Origin of the sequence: Streptomyces sp. V4I2 (assembly GCF_030817655.1) — a bacterium.
Taxonomy (GTDB): Bacteria; Actinomycetota; Actinomycetes; order Streptomycetales; family Streptomycetaceae; genus Streptomyces; species Streptomyces plumbiresistens.
Genome location: NZ_JAUSZM010000003.1, coordinates 4658803 through 4674304 on the forward strand (window position 1 = coordinate 4658803; position 15502 = coordinate 4674304).

Annotated in this window: 12 protein-coding genes; 6 read left to right on the plus strand and 6 right to left on the minus strand. The window is 71.5% G+C overall.

What is annotated here, in order from left to right; all coding sequences use genetic code 11:
- Window positions 1-142: 142 nt before the first annotated feature.
- Window positions 143-2707, minus strand: a complete 2565-nt coding sequence (locus QFZ76_RS21900) for an ABC transporter permease (protein ID WP_307675331.1) — start codon at window positions 2705-2707, stop codon at window positions 143-145.
- Window positions 2704-3492, minus strand: coding sequence for an ABC transporter ATP-binding protein (locus QFZ76_RS21905; RefSeq protein WP_266438411.1), 789 nt, complete (start codon window positions 3490-3492; stop codon window positions 2704-2706). The genes QFZ76_RS21900 and QFZ76_RS21905 overlap by 4 nt, the downstream gene beginning before the upstream one ends.
- Window positions 3493-3974: 482 nt before the next feature.
- On the opposite strand from QFZ76_RS21905, the gene QFZ76_RS21910 reads away from it, so the two are divergent.
- Both QFZ76_RS21910 and QFZ76_RS21915 read left to right on the plus strand, forming a co-directional pair.
- Window positions 3975-5495 carry an MFS transporter gene (locus QFZ76_RS21910; RefSeq protein WP_307675332.1) on the plus strand — a complete coding sequence of 507 codons (1521 nt, stop codon included), beginning with the start codon at window positions 3975-3977 and terminating at the stop codon, window positions 5493-5495.
- Window positions 5496-5603: 108 nt separating this feature from the next.
- Complete coding sequence (locus tag QFZ76_RS21915) at window positions 5604-6104, plus strand: GNAT family N-acetyltransferase (RefSeq protein ID WP_307675333.1); 501 nt, start codon at window positions 5604-5606, stop codon at window positions 6102-6104.
- Between the two features lie 17 nt (window positions 6105-6121).
- Here the strand turns inward: QFZ76_RS21915 and QFZ76_RS21920 are convergent, their stop codons facing one another.
- Window positions 6122-6850, minus strand: coding sequence for an NAD(P)-dependent oxidoreductase (locus tag QFZ76_RS21920; RefSeq protein WP_307675334.1), 729 nt, complete (start codon window positions 6848-6850; stop codon window positions 6122-6124).
- Between the two features lie 228 nt (window positions 6851-7078).
- On the opposite strand from QFZ76_RS21920, the gene QFZ76_RS21925 reads away from it, so the two are divergent.
- Together QFZ76_RS21925 and QFZ76_RS21930 are read left to right on the plus strand one after the other, a co-directional pair.
- On the plus strand, window positions 7079-7561 hold the full coding sequence (locus tag QFZ76_RS21925) for a DUF485 domain-containing protein (protein ID WP_307675335.1): 483 nt from the start codon (window positions 7079-7081) through the stop codon (window positions 7559-7561).
- The gene (locus tag QFZ76_RS21930; RefSeq protein WP_307675336.1) at window positions 7558-9168 is read left to right on the plus strand and encodes a cation acetate symporter; all 1611 of its coding nucleotides are present in this window, start codon (window positions 7558-7560) and stop codon (window positions 9166-9168) included. Before QFZ76_RS21925 ends, QFZ76_RS21930 begins: the two co-directional genes overlap by 4 nt.
- Before the next feature lie 93 nt (window positions 9169-9261).
- Here QFZ76_RS21930 and QFZ76_RS21935 read toward each other — a convergent pair whose 3' ends face one another.
- The 3 genes from QFZ76_RS21935 to QFZ76_RS21945 all read right to left on the minus strand — a co-directional run bounded on the left by QFZ76_RS21935 (window position 9262) and on the right by QFZ76_RS21945 (window position 13996).
- Complete coding sequence (locus QFZ76_RS21935; protein ID WP_307675337.1) at window positions 9262-10149, minus strand: cellulose-binding protein; 888 nt, start codon at window positions 10147-10149, stop codon at window positions 9262-9264.
- 206 nt (window positions 10150-10355) lie between these two features.
- Window positions 10356-12998 carry an SUKH-4 family immunity protein gene (locus tag QFZ76_RS21940; RefSeq protein WP_307675338.1) on the minus strand — a complete coding sequence of 881 codons (2643 nt, stop codon included), beginning with the start codon at window positions 12996-12998 and terminating at the stop codon, window positions 10356-10358.
- Between the two features lie 8 nt (window positions 12999-13006).
- Window positions 13007-13996 (minus strand): HNH endonuclease, encoded by a 990-nt coding sequence (locus tag QFZ76_RS21945; RefSeq protein WP_307675339.1) that lies wholly within the window; start codon window positions 13994-13996, stop codon window positions 13007-13009.
- A gap of 306 nt (window positions 13997-14302) precedes the next feature.
- Here QFZ76_RS21945 and QFZ76_RS21950 point away from each other — a divergent pair, with 306 nt between their 5' ends.
- Entirely contained in the window at window positions 14303-14890 is a 588-nt protein-coding gene (locus QFZ76_RS21950; protein WP_373464333.1) for a YwqJ-related putative deaminase, read from the plus strand.
- Between the two features lie 98 nt (window positions 14891-14988).
- Window positions 14989-15483 (plus strand): SUKH-3 domain-containing protein, encoded by a 495-nt coding sequence (locus tag QFZ76_RS21955; protein ID WP_307675341.1) that lies wholly within the window; start codon window positions 14989-14991, stop codon window positions 15481-15483.
- The last annotated feature ends 19 nt before the right edge of the window (window positions 15484-15502 follow it).

The following is a 15502-nucleotide window of genomic DNA, read 5'->3' on the forward strand; positions in this document are numbered from 1 at the left end:
CGTACCAGGGGCTCCGCCCCCTGGACCCCCGGCCTGTGCCCACCCACCCCCGTCGGAAGGTGGACCTCGGCAGACACCAATGAACCCGGCGCCGAGAAGTCCCCCTGACTTCTCGGCGCCGGGTCTTCCCCGTCCGCGGTGGCTATTCGGTCGCGATCGCGTTCAGTACGTTCATCCGCCCCGCCCGGAACGCCGGGATCAGCGCCGCGAACAGGCCCACGAAGGCCGAGCCGATGAAGACGCCGATGATCGTCGCCCAGGGGATCTCGAGGACGTTGAGGCCCTCCAGGGCGAGCAGCTTCTGGGCGGTGGCGCCCCAGCCCATCCCGAGCCCGAGGCCCAGCAGTGCGCCGAAGAGGGCGATCACCACCGACTCCATGCGGATCATCCGCCGCAGCTGGCGCCGCGAGAGGCCGATCGCGCGCATCAGGCCGATCTCACGGGTCCGCTCGACGACCGACAGGGCCAGGGTGTTCACCACACCCAGGACGGCCACGATGATCGCCAGGGCGAGCAGGCCGTAGACCATGTTGAGGAGCTGGCCGATCTGGTCCTTCAGTTCCTGCTTGTAGTCGGTCTGGTCGCGGACCTGGTACTGCGGGTAGTTGTCCAGCGACTTCTTCAGCGCCGCGTACGCCTGCTCCGTCTGGCCTTCCTTCGCCTTGGCGAACATGATCGTGTTCGGCGGGATCTGGCCGGCCGGGACGTACTTCCGCATCGTCTCGATGCTGATGTAGCGCGCACCCTGGTCGAGGGCGCTGTCGTCGCTCGTGATGGCCGCGACCTTCAGCTTCGCCGTCTCGCCGCCCTTGAAGGCGACGTTGACGGTGTCGCCGACCTTCACGCCGTGCGCCTTGGCGTAGTCCGAGCCGACCGACATGGCGTCCTTGCCGTAGGCGGCCGTCAGGGTGCCCGCCGTGGTCACGCGGCGCAGGTCCTCGGCGTACGAGGGGTCCGCGGCGGTGACGCCGGAGTCGTCGGTCTTGCCGTCGGGCGAGGTCAGCGTGGCCTCGAGTTCCTTGTAGCTGGTGACGTGGGCGAGGCCCGGGCTCTGTTCCATCGCCTTCTCGGCCTGCGGGACGATCCGCTGGTTGCCCTGGACGATGAAGTCCGCGCCGACCGACTTGTCGAGCTCGCTCGTCGCCGAGGCGACCATCGAGGAGCCGACCACCGACAGGCAGGCCACCAGGGCCAGGCCGATCATCAGGGCGGCGCCCGTGGCGCCCGTACGGCGCGGGTTGCGCAGGGCGTTGCGTTCGGCCATGCGTCCCACCGGGCCGAAGCCCCGCAGCAGCACCGCGCTGATCACCCGGACGACCCCGCCGGCCAGCAGCGGGCCGATGACGACGAAGCCGATCAGGGTCAGCACCACGCCCGCGCCCAGCATCAGCGAACCGTCGGTCGCCTTGTCGGCGGTGCCGGCCGCGTAGAGGGCGAACCCGCCCGCGCCGGTCAGCACCAGCCCGATCAGGCCGCGCACCAGCCCGGCCCTGCCGTCGGCCGGCGTACCGGCGTCGCGCAGTGCGGCCATCGGGGAGACCTTCCCGGCGCGGCGGGCCGGGAGGTAGGCGGCGAGGACGGTGACCACGACACCCAGCAGGACGCCGGCGACCGGGGTGGTCGCCTTGATGGTCAGGTCGTCGGTGGAGAGGTTCATGCCGGCCGCCGACATGAGCTTCATCAGGCCGATCGCGATGCCGACGCCGGCCCCGACGCCCAGGATGGAGCCCACGATGCCGAGCAGTGTCGCCTCGACCAGCACGGACCGGTTGACCTGCTTGCGGGACGAGCCGATGGCCCGCATCAGGCCGATCTCGCGGGTGCGCTGGGCGACCAGCATCGAGAAGGTGTTGATGATCAGGAAGATGCCCACCAGGAACGCGATCCCGGCGAAGCCGAGCATGGCGTACTTGATGACGTTCATGAACTCGCCGACGTCCTTGCGGTTCTCGTCGGCGTTCTCCTTGGCCGTCTGGAGCTTGAACGTGCCGTCCAGCGCCTGAGCGACGTTCTGCTTGAGCTGCGTGTCACTGACGCCGGCCGCGGCCGTGACGTTGAACTGCGTGAACCGGCCGGCGGAGCCGAGGAGTTCGCGCTGTGCGGTCGCGGTGTCGAAGAAGACGATCGAGGCGCCGGGGTTGGTCACCTTGAAGGTGGCGACGCCGACGATCTTCGCCGTGAAGTCACCGGCGACGGAGATGGTGCGCAGTTCGTCGCCGAGCTTGAGGTCGTGCTTGTCGGCGGTGTCGGCGTCGACCATCAGCTCGGTCGGCCCGCGCGGGGCGTGTCCGGAGGTGATCTCCATCGACCGGAGGTCGTTCTTCGTCCAGTTGCCGGCGATCGTCGGGGCGCCGTTGTTGGAGCCCATGTTCTTGTTCTCGCTGTTGACGACGGTCACGGCCGACGAACCGACCACGCCCTCGGCCGCCTTGACGCCCTCCGCCTGCTTCACCTGCTCCAGCAGGGAGGCGGGCAGCGACTCGGGCTTGCCGTTCTGCGGCGTGTCGTCGCTCTTGGCCTCCTTCGGGGAGACGGTGACATCGGAAGCGGTCGTCGCGAACAGCTTGTCGAACGTCGTGTTCATGGTGTCCGTGAACACGAGCGTGCCGCACACGAACGCCACCGACAGCAGGACCGCGACGGCCGACAGGGCCATGCGTCCCTTGTGCGCGAAGAAGTTGCGCATCGAGGTCTTCAGGACGGTCATGACGTACGCCCCCGGGCGTCGAAGTCCTTCATGCGGTCCAGGACGGCCTCGGCGGTCGGCTTGTACATCTCGTCGACGATCCGGCCGTCGGCGAGGTACAGCACCCGGTCCGCGTACGAGGCGGCCACCGGGTCGTGCGTGACGATCACGATGGTCTGGCCCAGCTCGTCCACCGACTGCCGCAGGAAGCCCAGTACTTCGGCACCCGCGCGCGAGTCGAGGTTTCCGGTCGGCTCGTCACCGAAGATGATCTCGGGCCGGGCGGCCAGGGCACGGGCCACGGCGACGCGCTGCTGCTGTCCGCCGGAGAGCTGGGTGGGCCGGTGCTTGAGCCGGTCGGAGAGCCCGACGGTGTCGATGACCCGCCCCAGCCACGCCTTGTCGGGCTTGCGCCCGGCGATGTCCATGGGCAGCGTGATGTTCTCCAGGGCGTTCAGGGTCGGCAGCAGGTTGAACGCCTGGAAGATGAACCCGATCCGGTCCCGGCGCAGCTGCGTGAGCTTCTTGTCCTTCAGCCCGGTGATCTCGGTGTCGTCCAGGTAGATCTGCCCGGACGTCACGGTGTCGAGCCCGGCGAGGCAGTGCATCAAGGTCGACTTGCCGGACCCCGAAGGGCCCATGATCGCGGTGAACTGGCCGCGGGCGATGTCCACGTCGACGTGGTCGAGCGCGACGACACGGGTCTCCCCGGACCCGTACGCCTTCACGACCTGCCGCGCTCGCGCGGCAACGGCCGTACGCCCGCCAGTGCCCCCGTGCCTGGTGATGGTCACAGCCGATGTCACGGTATGTCTCCTATGTCGGTCAGCAGGTGAATCTGTTGCCCAGCAGATGCCAGGCAGATGCTCAGCAGATGTTCAGCGGCTGAGCCGTTCGCCTTGGTGCGTCGAAGTGCTACGCCGATGAGTCTGGCGCCCGGAGAGGGTCCGGCGCGCTGGTGCCGGGCCCCGTCTTGTGCTGGGGAAAACCCCACCCCCGGACGTGCGGTGAACCGCCCCCCGACCGCTCCCCAGCGGCATAAAGCCAGGTTAAGGACCATCCCCGTGCCGTCTCGTCCTCCGCCGGTACGAACCCTCCCCCAGCCGTAGTACGGAGGTACCCCTAGGGGCAGTCCACCGCCGGGTGGAGCCGCTCTCGGGGTTCGCTCCACCTCTCGGCCCACTCAGCCTCCACCCTCCCGCGGCGTCATGGTCAAGGCCTCCCGCGATGCACGCGTCGGATGGGAAGCTGTCCGACGGCAGATAGATGCAAGGGGAAAGGACTCCGCGTGGGCGACACGCAACCCGCGATACAGCAGGCAGCGCAGCGCACCACACCCGACCGGCGCGGTGCCGTGGTCGCCGCCCTGATGCTCGCGATGGCGCTGGCGGCCCTCGACTCCACCATCGTCTCCACCGCCGTACCGCAGATCGTCGGCGACCTCGGCGGCTTCTCGGTCTTCTCCTGGCTGTTCTCCGGCTATCTGCTCGCCGTCACCGTCACTCTCCCCGTCTACGGCAAGCTCTCCGACACCTTCGGCCGCAAACCGGTACTGATAGCGGGCGCGGTCCTGTTCCTGCTCGGCTCCCTGCTCTGCGCCCTGGCCTGGAACATGGGCGCGCTGATCGCCTTCCGGGTCGTACAGGGCCTGGGCGGAGGCGCCTTGCAGGGCACGGTCCAGACTCTCGCCGCCGACCTCTACCCCCTCAAGGACCGCCCCAAGATCCAGGCCAAGCTGTCCACGGTCTGGGCGGTGTCCGCGGTCGCGGGACCCGGCGTGGGCGGTGTCCTGGCGGCGTACGCGGACTGGCGCTGGATCTTCCTGGTCAACCTGCCGATCGGCGCGGTGGCGCTGTGGCTGATCGTCCGCCACCTGCACGAGCCGCAGCGGGACGTACGACCTGAGGAGGAGGGAAAGGCCGCCACGCGCGCGCGTGTCGACTGGGCCGGCGCGCTCGCGGTGTTCGCCTGCGGCGGCGTCCTGCTCACCGCGCTGGTGCAGGGCGGGGTGGCCTGGCCATGGCTGTCGACGCCCTCGATGGCCCTGTTCGGTACGGGACTCGTGCTCGTGGCGGTCGTGGTGCTGGTGGAGCGCAGGGCGGCCGAGCCGATCATCCCCGGGTGGGTGTGGCGTCGCCGTACGATCGCCGCGGTGAATCTGGCCCTCGGCGCACTGGGGCTGCTGATGGTCGCCCCGGCCGTCTTCCTGCCGACGTACGCCCAGTCGGTCCTCGGACTGGGGCCGGTGGCCGCCGGATTCGTCCTCTCCGTGTGGACGCTCAGCTGGCCGGTGTCGGCGGCGCTGAGCCAGCACGTCTACCGCCGCATCGGCTTCCGCAACACCGCGATGCTCGGCATCGGCACGGCGACGCTGATCCTGTTGGCGTTCCCGTTCCTGCCGTATCCGGGTGAGGCGTGGCAACCGACGCTGCTGATGCTGCTGTTGGGCGGTGCGCTGGGGTTGTTCCAACTCCCGCTGATCGTCGGCGTCCAGTCCACGGTGGGCTGGGCGGAGCGCGGCACGGCGACGGCCTCGGTGCTCTTCTGCCGCCAGACCGGCCAGACCCTCGGCGCGGCCCTCTTCGGCGCGGTCGCCAACGGCGTACTGGCCGCACGGCTCGGCGGCGCGAGCGACCTGGACTCCGTGACCCGAGCCCTGGACGCCGGCCCCGCGCCCGAGGCGACCCGGCACGCGATCGCGGACGCGGTGCATGCGGTGTACCTCGGGGCGGCGGGTGCGGCGGCGATCGCGTTCGTGGTGCTGCTGGTGCTCGCGCCTCGGCGCTTCCCGGTGCTGACGGAGCAATGACGGGTGTCTTGCGGTGTCTTGCGGGTGTCTTGCGGCGTGGCCGGCTCACGCGGTCGGCTCACGTTTATTGAGGTGCTCGACAGCCGCCCCCCGCCTACCCTGCACCGCATGGTGAAGCTGGAACGACTGCGCCCCGACCACGCGGACGCACTCCTCGCCTTCGAGCGCGCGAACCGCGCGTATTTCGTCCGCTCCATATCGGATCGCGGCGACGCGTACTTCGCCGAATTCGACGCCCGCCACAAGGCGTTGCTCGCCGAGCAGGACGCGGGAGTCTGCCATTTCCACGTGGTACTGGACGGGGAGGGCGAGCTGATCGGCCGGGTGAACCTCATGGATGTGACGGCGGACGGCTCGGCCGTACTGGGCTATCGGGTGGGCGAATCCGCGGCGGGGCGTGGCGTGGCCACGGCGGCGGTCGGGGCCGTGTGCCGGCTGGCCGCGACGAGGTACGGGTTGACCTCCCTCACGGCCGTCACCACGCTCGACAACCTGGCCTCCAGGACCGTCCTGGAACGCAGCGGCTTCTGTGCCGAGGGCGAGATCACGGTCGCCGGCCGCCCCGGCATCGCCTACCGGCTCGCGTCCCTCTCACGCCTCGGACACTGACAGGGCCACACCAGCCGTCAATCACGTACAGGCGCCGCCCCCTTGTCGCCGGCTGCCTCCTTCCGGATGAGTTGAAGGAACGTCGGCGTGTTCTCAGTCGTGCGTACGTCGACGAAGGCGCGGACGAAGGCGGGCAGATGACCGGCGTCGACAACCTGCCGTACCAGCTCATGCGCGAGATCGGCCCGCGCTGTGTACCGGCCGGGCAGGCGCGACGTGCCGACCCCGTAGTCGCTGACCGTGTCCGTGTCGAAGAGGCCGCCGGGGCGGAGGATCGTCCAGTCGAGGTCGGTGTCACGGACGACGGCCTCCATGCGGCGCATGTCGTCGTAGACCGTGCGTCCCATGAACCGCATGACGGCCGGCTCCAGCACCTTGCGGAACAGGAGGTTCTCGCCGGGCGCAGACGTGCCGAACAGGACGGTGGAGGTCACGGCGACGAAGCGTCGTACGCCGTGCTTGGTCATGGCCTGGGTGATGTGGGTGGCGCCGGCGGAGTACACGGTCACCGGGTCCTTGCTGTACGGGACGCCGAGCGCCGAGATCACGGCGTCCTGCCCGGCCACCGCACGCTCGACCGCGACGGGGTCGTGCACATCGGCCTCGACCACCCGCAGTCGCGGGCCCCGCACCGGAAAGGCCTCCGGGTGGCGTGTGACGGCGGTGACCGCGTGCCCCTCCGCCCCCGCCCGCTCGACGACCAGCCGACCGGTCGGCCCGTTCGCTCCGAAAACGACAATCTCCATTGCTCTGTCTCCTTCTGAGGTCCTGCCAACCAGAGGAGTCGGGCGGCCGTGAGTGTGACACGCCGCTCAAAAATCAGAGTTAATGCGGGTAACACCCCTGGTCAGCGGAGTAAGCGCGTACCGACCAATCAGTTTGGTGAAACCCTCGCGCACACGCCTACCTCCGAGTAGCGTGCGTTGCTCCGCTCGCCCACCCCCCAACTCCTGAGCCGCGCAAGGAGCACCGGGATGTCCTACGACCCGTCACCGTCGTACCCGCATCAGCAGTACCCCCCGTATCAGCCGTATCAGAACCAGCCGCACCAGCCGCACGACTCCTCACCGCCCTACTCCACCTACCCCTGGCAACCCGCCGCCCCGCCCGACCCCCCCAGACAGCGCCCGCAGCACCGCCCCGCCCTCGGTCACCACAGCGACCTGCGGATCCTGCGCAGCGCCTACCGCTGGCAGCGGCGGACGGCCACGCTCACCGCGCTCGGGTACTTCACGCTCTTTCTGATCCTGTCCGCGTTCGCGCCGGGGTTCATGTCGAGCACCGTCACCGACGGGATACCCACCGGCCTGCTGCTCGCGATGGTCCAACTGCCGGTCACCTGGCTGGCGATCGCGCTGTACGAGCACACGGCCCGGCGTTACGTCGATCCGATCGCGGACCGTATCCGCCGGGAGTCCGAGCTGAACGCCAAGCGGGAGGAGGGGGCGGGGCGATGACGGGATTCAGCGATTCGGCGCAGGCGATGTCCCTGGTGGCGTTCTCGACGGTCGCCACCATCACGCTGCTGCTGTGCGTGATGACCGGGCCCGACCGGGACGACCTCGACGAGTTCTACACCGGCTACAGCTCCCTGTCCCCCATGCGCAACGGCCTCGCGATCGCGGGGGACTACATATCCGCCGCGACCGTGCTCGGCACGGGTGGCGTGATCGCGCTGTACGGGTACGACGGTGTCGTCCTCGCGCTCAGTACGGCCCTGTCGCTGATGCTGCTGATGTTCCTGCTGGCCGAACCCTTGCGCAACGCGGGCCGGTTCACGATGGGGGACGCGCTGGCGCGGCGGATGCCGGGGCGGGGTGTGCGGATGGCCGCGTGCGTGGTGACCATCGCCGCGCTGCTGCCGCTGATGCTGGTGCAGTTGGCCGGGACAGGGCAGTTGCTGGCGTTCATCCTCGGGTTCTCCGGCGATTCGCTGAAGACCGGCTGCATCATCGGACTGGGCGCGATGATGATCAGCTACGCGGCGATCGGCGGCATGAAGGGCACGGCCCTCATCCAGATCATGAAGATCGTGATGCTGCTCGGGTCGGGCGCGGTGGTCGCCGTACTGATCATGAACAGGTTCGACTGGGATCCGGGCGCGCTGTTCGACACGGCGGCGGAGCAGAGCGGCGTGGGGTCCGCCTTTCTGCAGTCGGGGCTGGAGTTCGCGGGCAGTCCGCACCCCCGCCTCGACATGATCAGCGCCCAACTGGCCGTGGTCCTCGGCGGGGCCTGTCTGCCGCACGTCACCATGCGCATGTACACGGCCTCCAGTGCCCGTCAGGTCCGCCGGTCGATGTCCTGGGCGGTGTCGTCGGTGGTGCTGTTCGTGCTGGTCATCACGGTCGTCGGGTTCGGCGCGACGGCGCTGATCGGCCGGGCGGTGATCGCGCAGGAGGACCCGCAGGGCAACACGGCGTATCTGCTGGCCTCCCGGGCGGCCTTCGGCGCCGACGCCTCCACGGCCGAGACCCTGCTGTTCACGACCGTGACCACGGCGCTCTTCCTCACCCTGCTCGCCTCCGTCGCCGGCATGATCCTCGCCTGCGCCAACTCCCTTGCCCACGACGTGTTCGCGGCCCGGGTGCACGAGATGTCCGAGCGCCGCGAGATGATGCTGGCGCGGATGTCGGCGCTGGCGGTCGGGGTTCCGGCGATCGTGCTGGCCACGCTGGTCCAGCACCGCAGCCTGCAACCCCTGGTGACCCTGTCCTTCTGCCTGGGCGCCTCCGCCATCGCGCCCGCCCTCGTCTACAGCCTCTTCTGGCGCCGCTACACCCGAACCGGCCTGCTCTGCACGCTGATCGGCGGCTCGCTGGTCGTGGTGCTGCTGATGCCGGGCACGAACCTGGTCTCCGGCTCCCCCTTCTCCGCCTTCCCCGAGGCCGACTTCAACTGGTTCCCGTTCACGACGACGGGCCTGGTGTCGATCCCGGCGGGCTTCCTCTTCGGGTGGCTGGGCACGCTGGCCTCGGGACGGCGCAAGTCGGAGGAGCAGCGGCGGCAGTACGAGGCGGTGGAGGGCTGGATCCTGGCGGGGGCGGTGCGCAAGGGCGGCTGACGCCCTCGCGGGCGCCCGCCCGGTGCCGGGCGGGCGCCCCCCGACACCGGCCGGACGCTCAGCTGCGGGCTGGTAGCACCGGATCCGCCGACGTCACTCCATCGCCGCCCGCCCCGTGAGCGCCGTCAAGCTGTTCCGTACGTGATCCATCTGCGCCCGTACGTCGTCCCACCGCTCCCCGTGCTCCCGCAGCACCCGCTCCGTCTCCCGGGCGATGCGCTCCTCCCGCGCCCGCGCCTCCGCGAGCACGGCGGCCGCCCGCGTCCGTGCCTCCTCCTGCCGGTGGCGCACGGACGCCTCCGCCTCGGCGAACGCCTGCTTCGCCTCCGACAACGCCGCTTCGGCCCGCGCCACCCGCTCGGCGTTGTGCGCGTCCAGCGCGGCCGCCCGCTCCTCCGCCTCCCGCTCGGCCTCGGCCCACCGTTCGGCGTGCTCCTTGGCCTGTTCGCCGAGCATGCCGGTGGTGCGCTGCCGCACCTCGCGCAACGCCGCGAGCGCCTCCCCGCGCCCCTCCTTCACCTCGCGCCGGGCACCGATACGGATCTCGTCGGCCTCGGCGCGCGCCGCGAGCAGGCGGTGCCGGGCGCGTTCGTCGGCCTCGGAGCGTACGGCGTCGGCGTGCGCCTGCGCGGCCTCGCGCACGCCGTCCGCACGCTCCCGCGCCTCCTCGACGAGGCGCCGCGCCTCCTGCCGCGCGCTCTCCCGTACGGCATGGGCCTCCTCCTGCCCCAGCTCGAAGAGCCGGCGCGCACGCTCCCCGAGCGCCTCGTACGCCTGCGGGGCGAGCGTCGCCACGGTCTCCCGCAGCAGCGCCGCCTCCGCCTCCATCGCCTTGGCGAGCACGGTGAGACGGGCGGCGCGCTCCCAGGCGGCGTCGCGGTCCCGGGAGAGGGCACCGGCGTACGCATCGACCTGTTCGGGGCGGTAGCCGCGCCCCCGTACGGCCACGAATCCATGGGGTGAGACCGATGCGCCGCTCATCCTGGAACCCTCTCCGTCGAACCGACACGAATGGATGCGAAATAATGATTTCGCGGACATCTTGATGTATCGGACGGAAGGGTTCATAACGCGACACTCCGCGCTCCGGTTACGGTCATCACAGGTACGCAGGTACACAAAGGGCCGGACCCGATCAGACGATCGGGCCCGGCCCCTTCCGCACAGGGTGTCTCAGCTGAGGTGCCTCACAGCAACCCGTCCCACATCTGCTCCAGCAGCACCGACCACCAGCTCTCCGGCGAACCGAGCGCCGCCGGGTCGAGCGCGGCCAACTGGGCCTGGAAGTCGACGGTCCAGCGTCCCGCCTGCTCCTGGTTCAGCCCGAACCTGAGCCGCCACATCCGGCCGAGCAGCGCCAGGCACCGCTGGAACTCGGGCAGCCCCGTGTTCACGAACTGCGGCGGTACGGGCGCACCGCCCGGCCCCGCCTCCACGGGTACCGCCACGATGTTCGCCGTGCCGTACTGCACGCAGACCGCCCGGCCGAAGTCGCTGCCCATCACGAGGTACGAGCCCGCGTCCGAGGCCGGCTGCACCCCGCGCTCGGCCGCCAGTTCCGCCAGCGTCGGCACCGGCCGCCCCGGCTGGGCCTGCGCCCAGAAGAACGGCCCCATGTCCATCGGCAGCCCCGCCACCACCAGCGAGTGCGCCACGACCGGCGGCACGCCCTGCCGGGACACGGCGGCCTGCTCAAACCGGAAGACCCCCGGCCCGAACGCCCCCGCCACCTCCTGCGCCACGCCCTCCGGCGGAATCGGCGGCGCGGGCGGCACCTGCGGAACCGGCACCCGCACCGGGGCCGGGCGGGCGGGCCCGTCGGCGACCTGGTGCAACTCGCCCTGATGCTCGAGCAGTTGCTGCATGCCCTGCTGCCGGCTCGCGTGATCCGTGCCGTACGGCGCGATGCTCGCGATCCGCGCCTGCGGCCACTGCTCCCGGATCATCCGCGCACAGTACGCACCCGGCAGCTCGCACGACTCCAACTCCGTGTGCAGCTCCAGCACCTGGTCCGGCGGCACGTTCATCGCCCGCAGCTCGTGGAAGATCTGCCACTCCGGATGCGGCGTCCCCGGCGCCGAACGCCGGATCAACTGCTGCTCCGACCCGTCCTGCGCGCGGTAGCGCAGTACGGCCTGATACCCGGGCCCGACCGTCGGCTGCCCCTGCTGCTGCGGATATCCGTACGCCGACGGCTGCCCCGGCATGGGCTGCCCGGGCGGCGGCGGCACGGCGCCCGGAGGCGGCATCGCCCCGGGAGGCGGCATGGCACCGGGCGGCATCGGCTGCGGGGCACCCGGGACGCCGGGTACGCCCGGGGCGTGCGGCGGCGGAGGCGCGCCGGGGGCGCCCATCGGGGGCCCGGCCAGCATGGTCTCCGCCTGGTGTACGGCACCCGGCGCGCCAGGCGTGCCCGGAGCGCCGGGCGGCTTGGGCGCACCAGGAGCACCCGGCACACCAGGAGCTCCCGGCGGCTGCGGCCCGCTCCCACCGGGGCCCACCCGCCCGGGATCGGCAAACATCGTGGGGGCATGGTGGACCTCGCCCGGAGGCGGGCCGGGGGGAGCCTGCGGAGCAGGCCCTCCGGGACCAGGGCCGTCGGGGCCGAGCGCCGACACCATCTGAGTCGGCACGTACCCGCCGGCCGCCGGCGCACCGGGACCACTCGGCGGGGGCGTGCTGCCCGACCGCGCCCCCGGCGTCCCCGGGGCACCCGGCGGAGGCGGCGGATTCGTCCCGGCACGACGCGGCGGAGGCCCCGCCTTGCTCGTCGCGGCGTCCGCGATGTCCCCGGCGTTCGGCGCGAGCGACCGCCCGCCCGGAGCACCGGGCCCGGCGACGGGAGACTGAGGCGCCCCCGGCGGAGACGGAGGCGGAGCCGTCGCCCCCGGCACGGGCCCACCCGGAGGCGGCGTACCCGGCACACCCGGGCCCTGCGGATACCCGTACGTCGAGGGCGGAGGCGGAGGCGTCGCCCCCGGCACCGGAGCCCCTGGCACCGAAGCACCCGGAGGCGGCGTACCCGGCACACCCGGCCCCTGCGGATACCCGTACGACGAAGGCGCACCCGGCGCACCCGGCGTCCCGGGCACCGGCGTACCGCCCTGCCCACCAGGCCCGCCCTGCCCACCCGGCGCGTTCGGCGCATCGACCGCCGGAGCGGGCGCCGTCGGCGGGAGCCCACTGCCACCCGACATCAGCGCCGTCTTGGCGTCCGGCGGCGCGTCCTCGTCGTCGGCCCCGCTCAGCGGCGGCGCGAACACGGTCGCGGGCAGCGGAACGGAACGGTCCTCGCCGGCATCCGCGTTGGTGTCGGTCCCGGCCCACGGCGTCGCCCCGGCGGGCACACCGGAAGGCCCGGCCTGCGTCTGAGGAAGCGCCTCCCCGGCCCGAGCCTCCGCACCAGCACCAGCAGCCACACCACCACCCGAACCCGCGGACGCCCGCCGATCCGGAATCCCCAACTTGTCCGCCGCCTCCTGCAACCACTCCGGCGGCGTCAACAAGAACGACGTCTGGTTCAGGTCCACCCGAGCCGCAGGCGCCGGCACCGCGTCGGCGACGGCATCGGCACGGCCGTACTCCTCCTCGTACCGGCGGATCACCTCACCCACCGGCAGCGAGGGCCACAGCGTGGCCTCCCCGCTGTCCCGGGCGATGACCAGCCGCTGACCGCCGCCGTCCGAACGCGGCCCGTCCGCACGGTCCTCGGCCCACATCACGAACCCGAGGTCGAACTCCCGCACCCGCACCTCACGATGCTGGTACGACGGCACATCCCCGTTGATCCACTCTTCGGCGCGCTCCTGCGCCTGCGCAAAGGTCACCATCGTTCAGCTCACTCCCCCACCGACGAGACGGGCACGGACCGCGCGAACCCGCCGTCCACCATCAGGTTCGCCACCGTCTCCAACTCCGGCGGACTGCCCGCGAGCCGCGACAGGAACGCGTCGAAGTCCTCACCGCACGGCAGCAGCAACCGCTCCACACGCTCGGCCGGCGCCCACGACGGATCGACGTCCCGCGCGTCGTCGTACGCGCAGAACCACACCGAACCGGCCCGCTCGCCCTTCACCTTCACGGCCAGCAACCCGCCCTGGACGAAACCGACTCCCAGGTAGTCCTTGGTCAGATGGTCCCGCAGGCACTTGTTGACGTACACGATGTCGTTGACCGCCGCCTCGTCCCGCACCGTGAAGAACGGCTGGTCGATCAGCAGGCCCAACTCGGCGTCCAGGGCGGTGCCCACCGGCGCGCACCCGCCCGCCGCCTTCAGGAACGACCGGTACGCGCCCGGCAGCCGGTACCCGAGGTCCTCCTCGACGCCCAGCACCTGCGACTCGGTCACCGCCACACCCGACTTCGGCAGCCCGAAGTGCGCGGGACGCGTCTCCTGGAGCGGCCGCGTGCCCCTCTTGTTCTGGTCCACCGCCGCCGTCGCGATACCGCCGTGATGCCGCAGCAGCGCCTTCACGTCGACCGGCACCAGTTCCAGCCGCCGCGAACCCGCCGCGTGATGCCACGTCCAGCCGTGCGGAGTCGCCACCGCGGGCACCGTGTCCCACAGCTCGTGCCCCGAAGCCGCCAGGGCCGCGTTCGCAGACACGTAGTCCGTCAGCCGCAACTCGTCGACGCCGAAACCCTCCGGCGGATCCGCGATCTCCGCGACCGCACGCGCGTAGGGCGAGAAAACGGGGAAGCCGTGCTCGTCCACCCGCACCCCTCTCGGGTGACGGGCCGCCCGGACCGGATCCGGGAAATGCACGACCTGCCCGGCGTAGGCCGCGTTCGGCGGCGCGGCTTGCTGCCCGAGCCGACCTGTCGTCATGGCGGTTGCCCCCTGCGGCACTCTGGTACGACCCGCAGCGACCCCCTTCGGCCACTACGCACCGTATCGACTGTCTCGTCCGACTCCACGCGTCGACCGCGTGGATCGCGGTGCGGACAGCCTATGCGGTACGACAAGACCGGTCACCGGGCACCGGTCAGCACCCCTCCGCTTCCGTGACCAGCCGTCACCCCGTCGTGACTGCCTGCCCAAACCCGGGCGTGTCGCACCGCCCCAGCTTCCGCACCAGCCACGCCGTTTGGCACTCTGTGTCGTCCGGGGGATGCTCGGGAGGGGATGACGATCATGAACACGACGCAGACGGGACCACACGCAGCACCGCGACCAGGCACGTCCGGCGACCCCCGGACGGCCCGGCAGACACCACCGCACGCAGGCACGCACACCGGCTCCTCCGGCGACCCCCGCGTCGGCTGGAGCAGCACCGAGACCCCGCACGCCCCCACCCTGCGCCACCGCCGCGACGGCATACTCCCCACCGTCGCCGCCGCCCTCTCCGTACGCGGCGCCACCCTCACCGGCACCGCCGCCCGCGGCGACCAGCCGCCCGCCCTGCACCCTCTCGTGCAGGACTTCCTCGACACCCTCCCCAGCGACCGACGCGACCGCTTCACCGGACGCTGCGCCGAAGTCATGCTCATCTCACGCCACATCACGGCCATCGACGCCGCCCGCACCAGACGCGCCGCCCGCAGACCGATGACCAACGGCGAGGCCCGCAAGGCCCTCAAGCAGGCCAAACTCACCACCAGACACATCCGCGAGGACGGCGACCCCCTCCACGGCAGCTTCGCCGCCCCCTGCCGCGCCTGCGCGGCCCTCAGCGCCCACTTCGGCGTCCGCGTGGTCGACTCCACGACGCCGGACGACTGAGTCCGACCGGATCCGACCAGATCCGAACTGAATACCTCGGGCACGCCTCACGTACATCATCAGGACGCACCCCGACGATCTCGACGAACCAAGGGAAGATGCACCCCGACCGCACCTCCACCACCCGCTTCCCCGTCCCCGTCGACGCCACCCTGCGCGCCGCCGGCTGGCAACCCGGGCGCTGGGACATAAAGCAGGCCGAGATCTGGGCCGACGCCCTGCGCGACCACACCTCACCCGCCGGACACCGCCACGCCGTCTTCCCCGCCGCCGTCGAGGCCTGGGCCGAATTCGGCGGACTCCACCTCACACCCACCGGCCCCGGCCGCCAGATCGCCCCCGCCGCCGTCCACCTCGACCCGCTGCACGGCCTCCACATGGCCCGCACCCTCTGCGACCTCGGCCGCGCCCTGGACACCGAGGTCTGCCCGCTCGGCGCCGAGACCGACACCCAGGCCATCCTCGCCATCGACACCGAAGGCCGCGTCTACGCCCTCGACCACACCGGCGACTGGTACCTCGGCCCCGACCTCGACCAGGCCCTCGCCGCCCTCGTCTCCGGCATCGAACCGACCCGGCTGACGGCGGGCTGACGCCCCCCGAGCGCCCGCG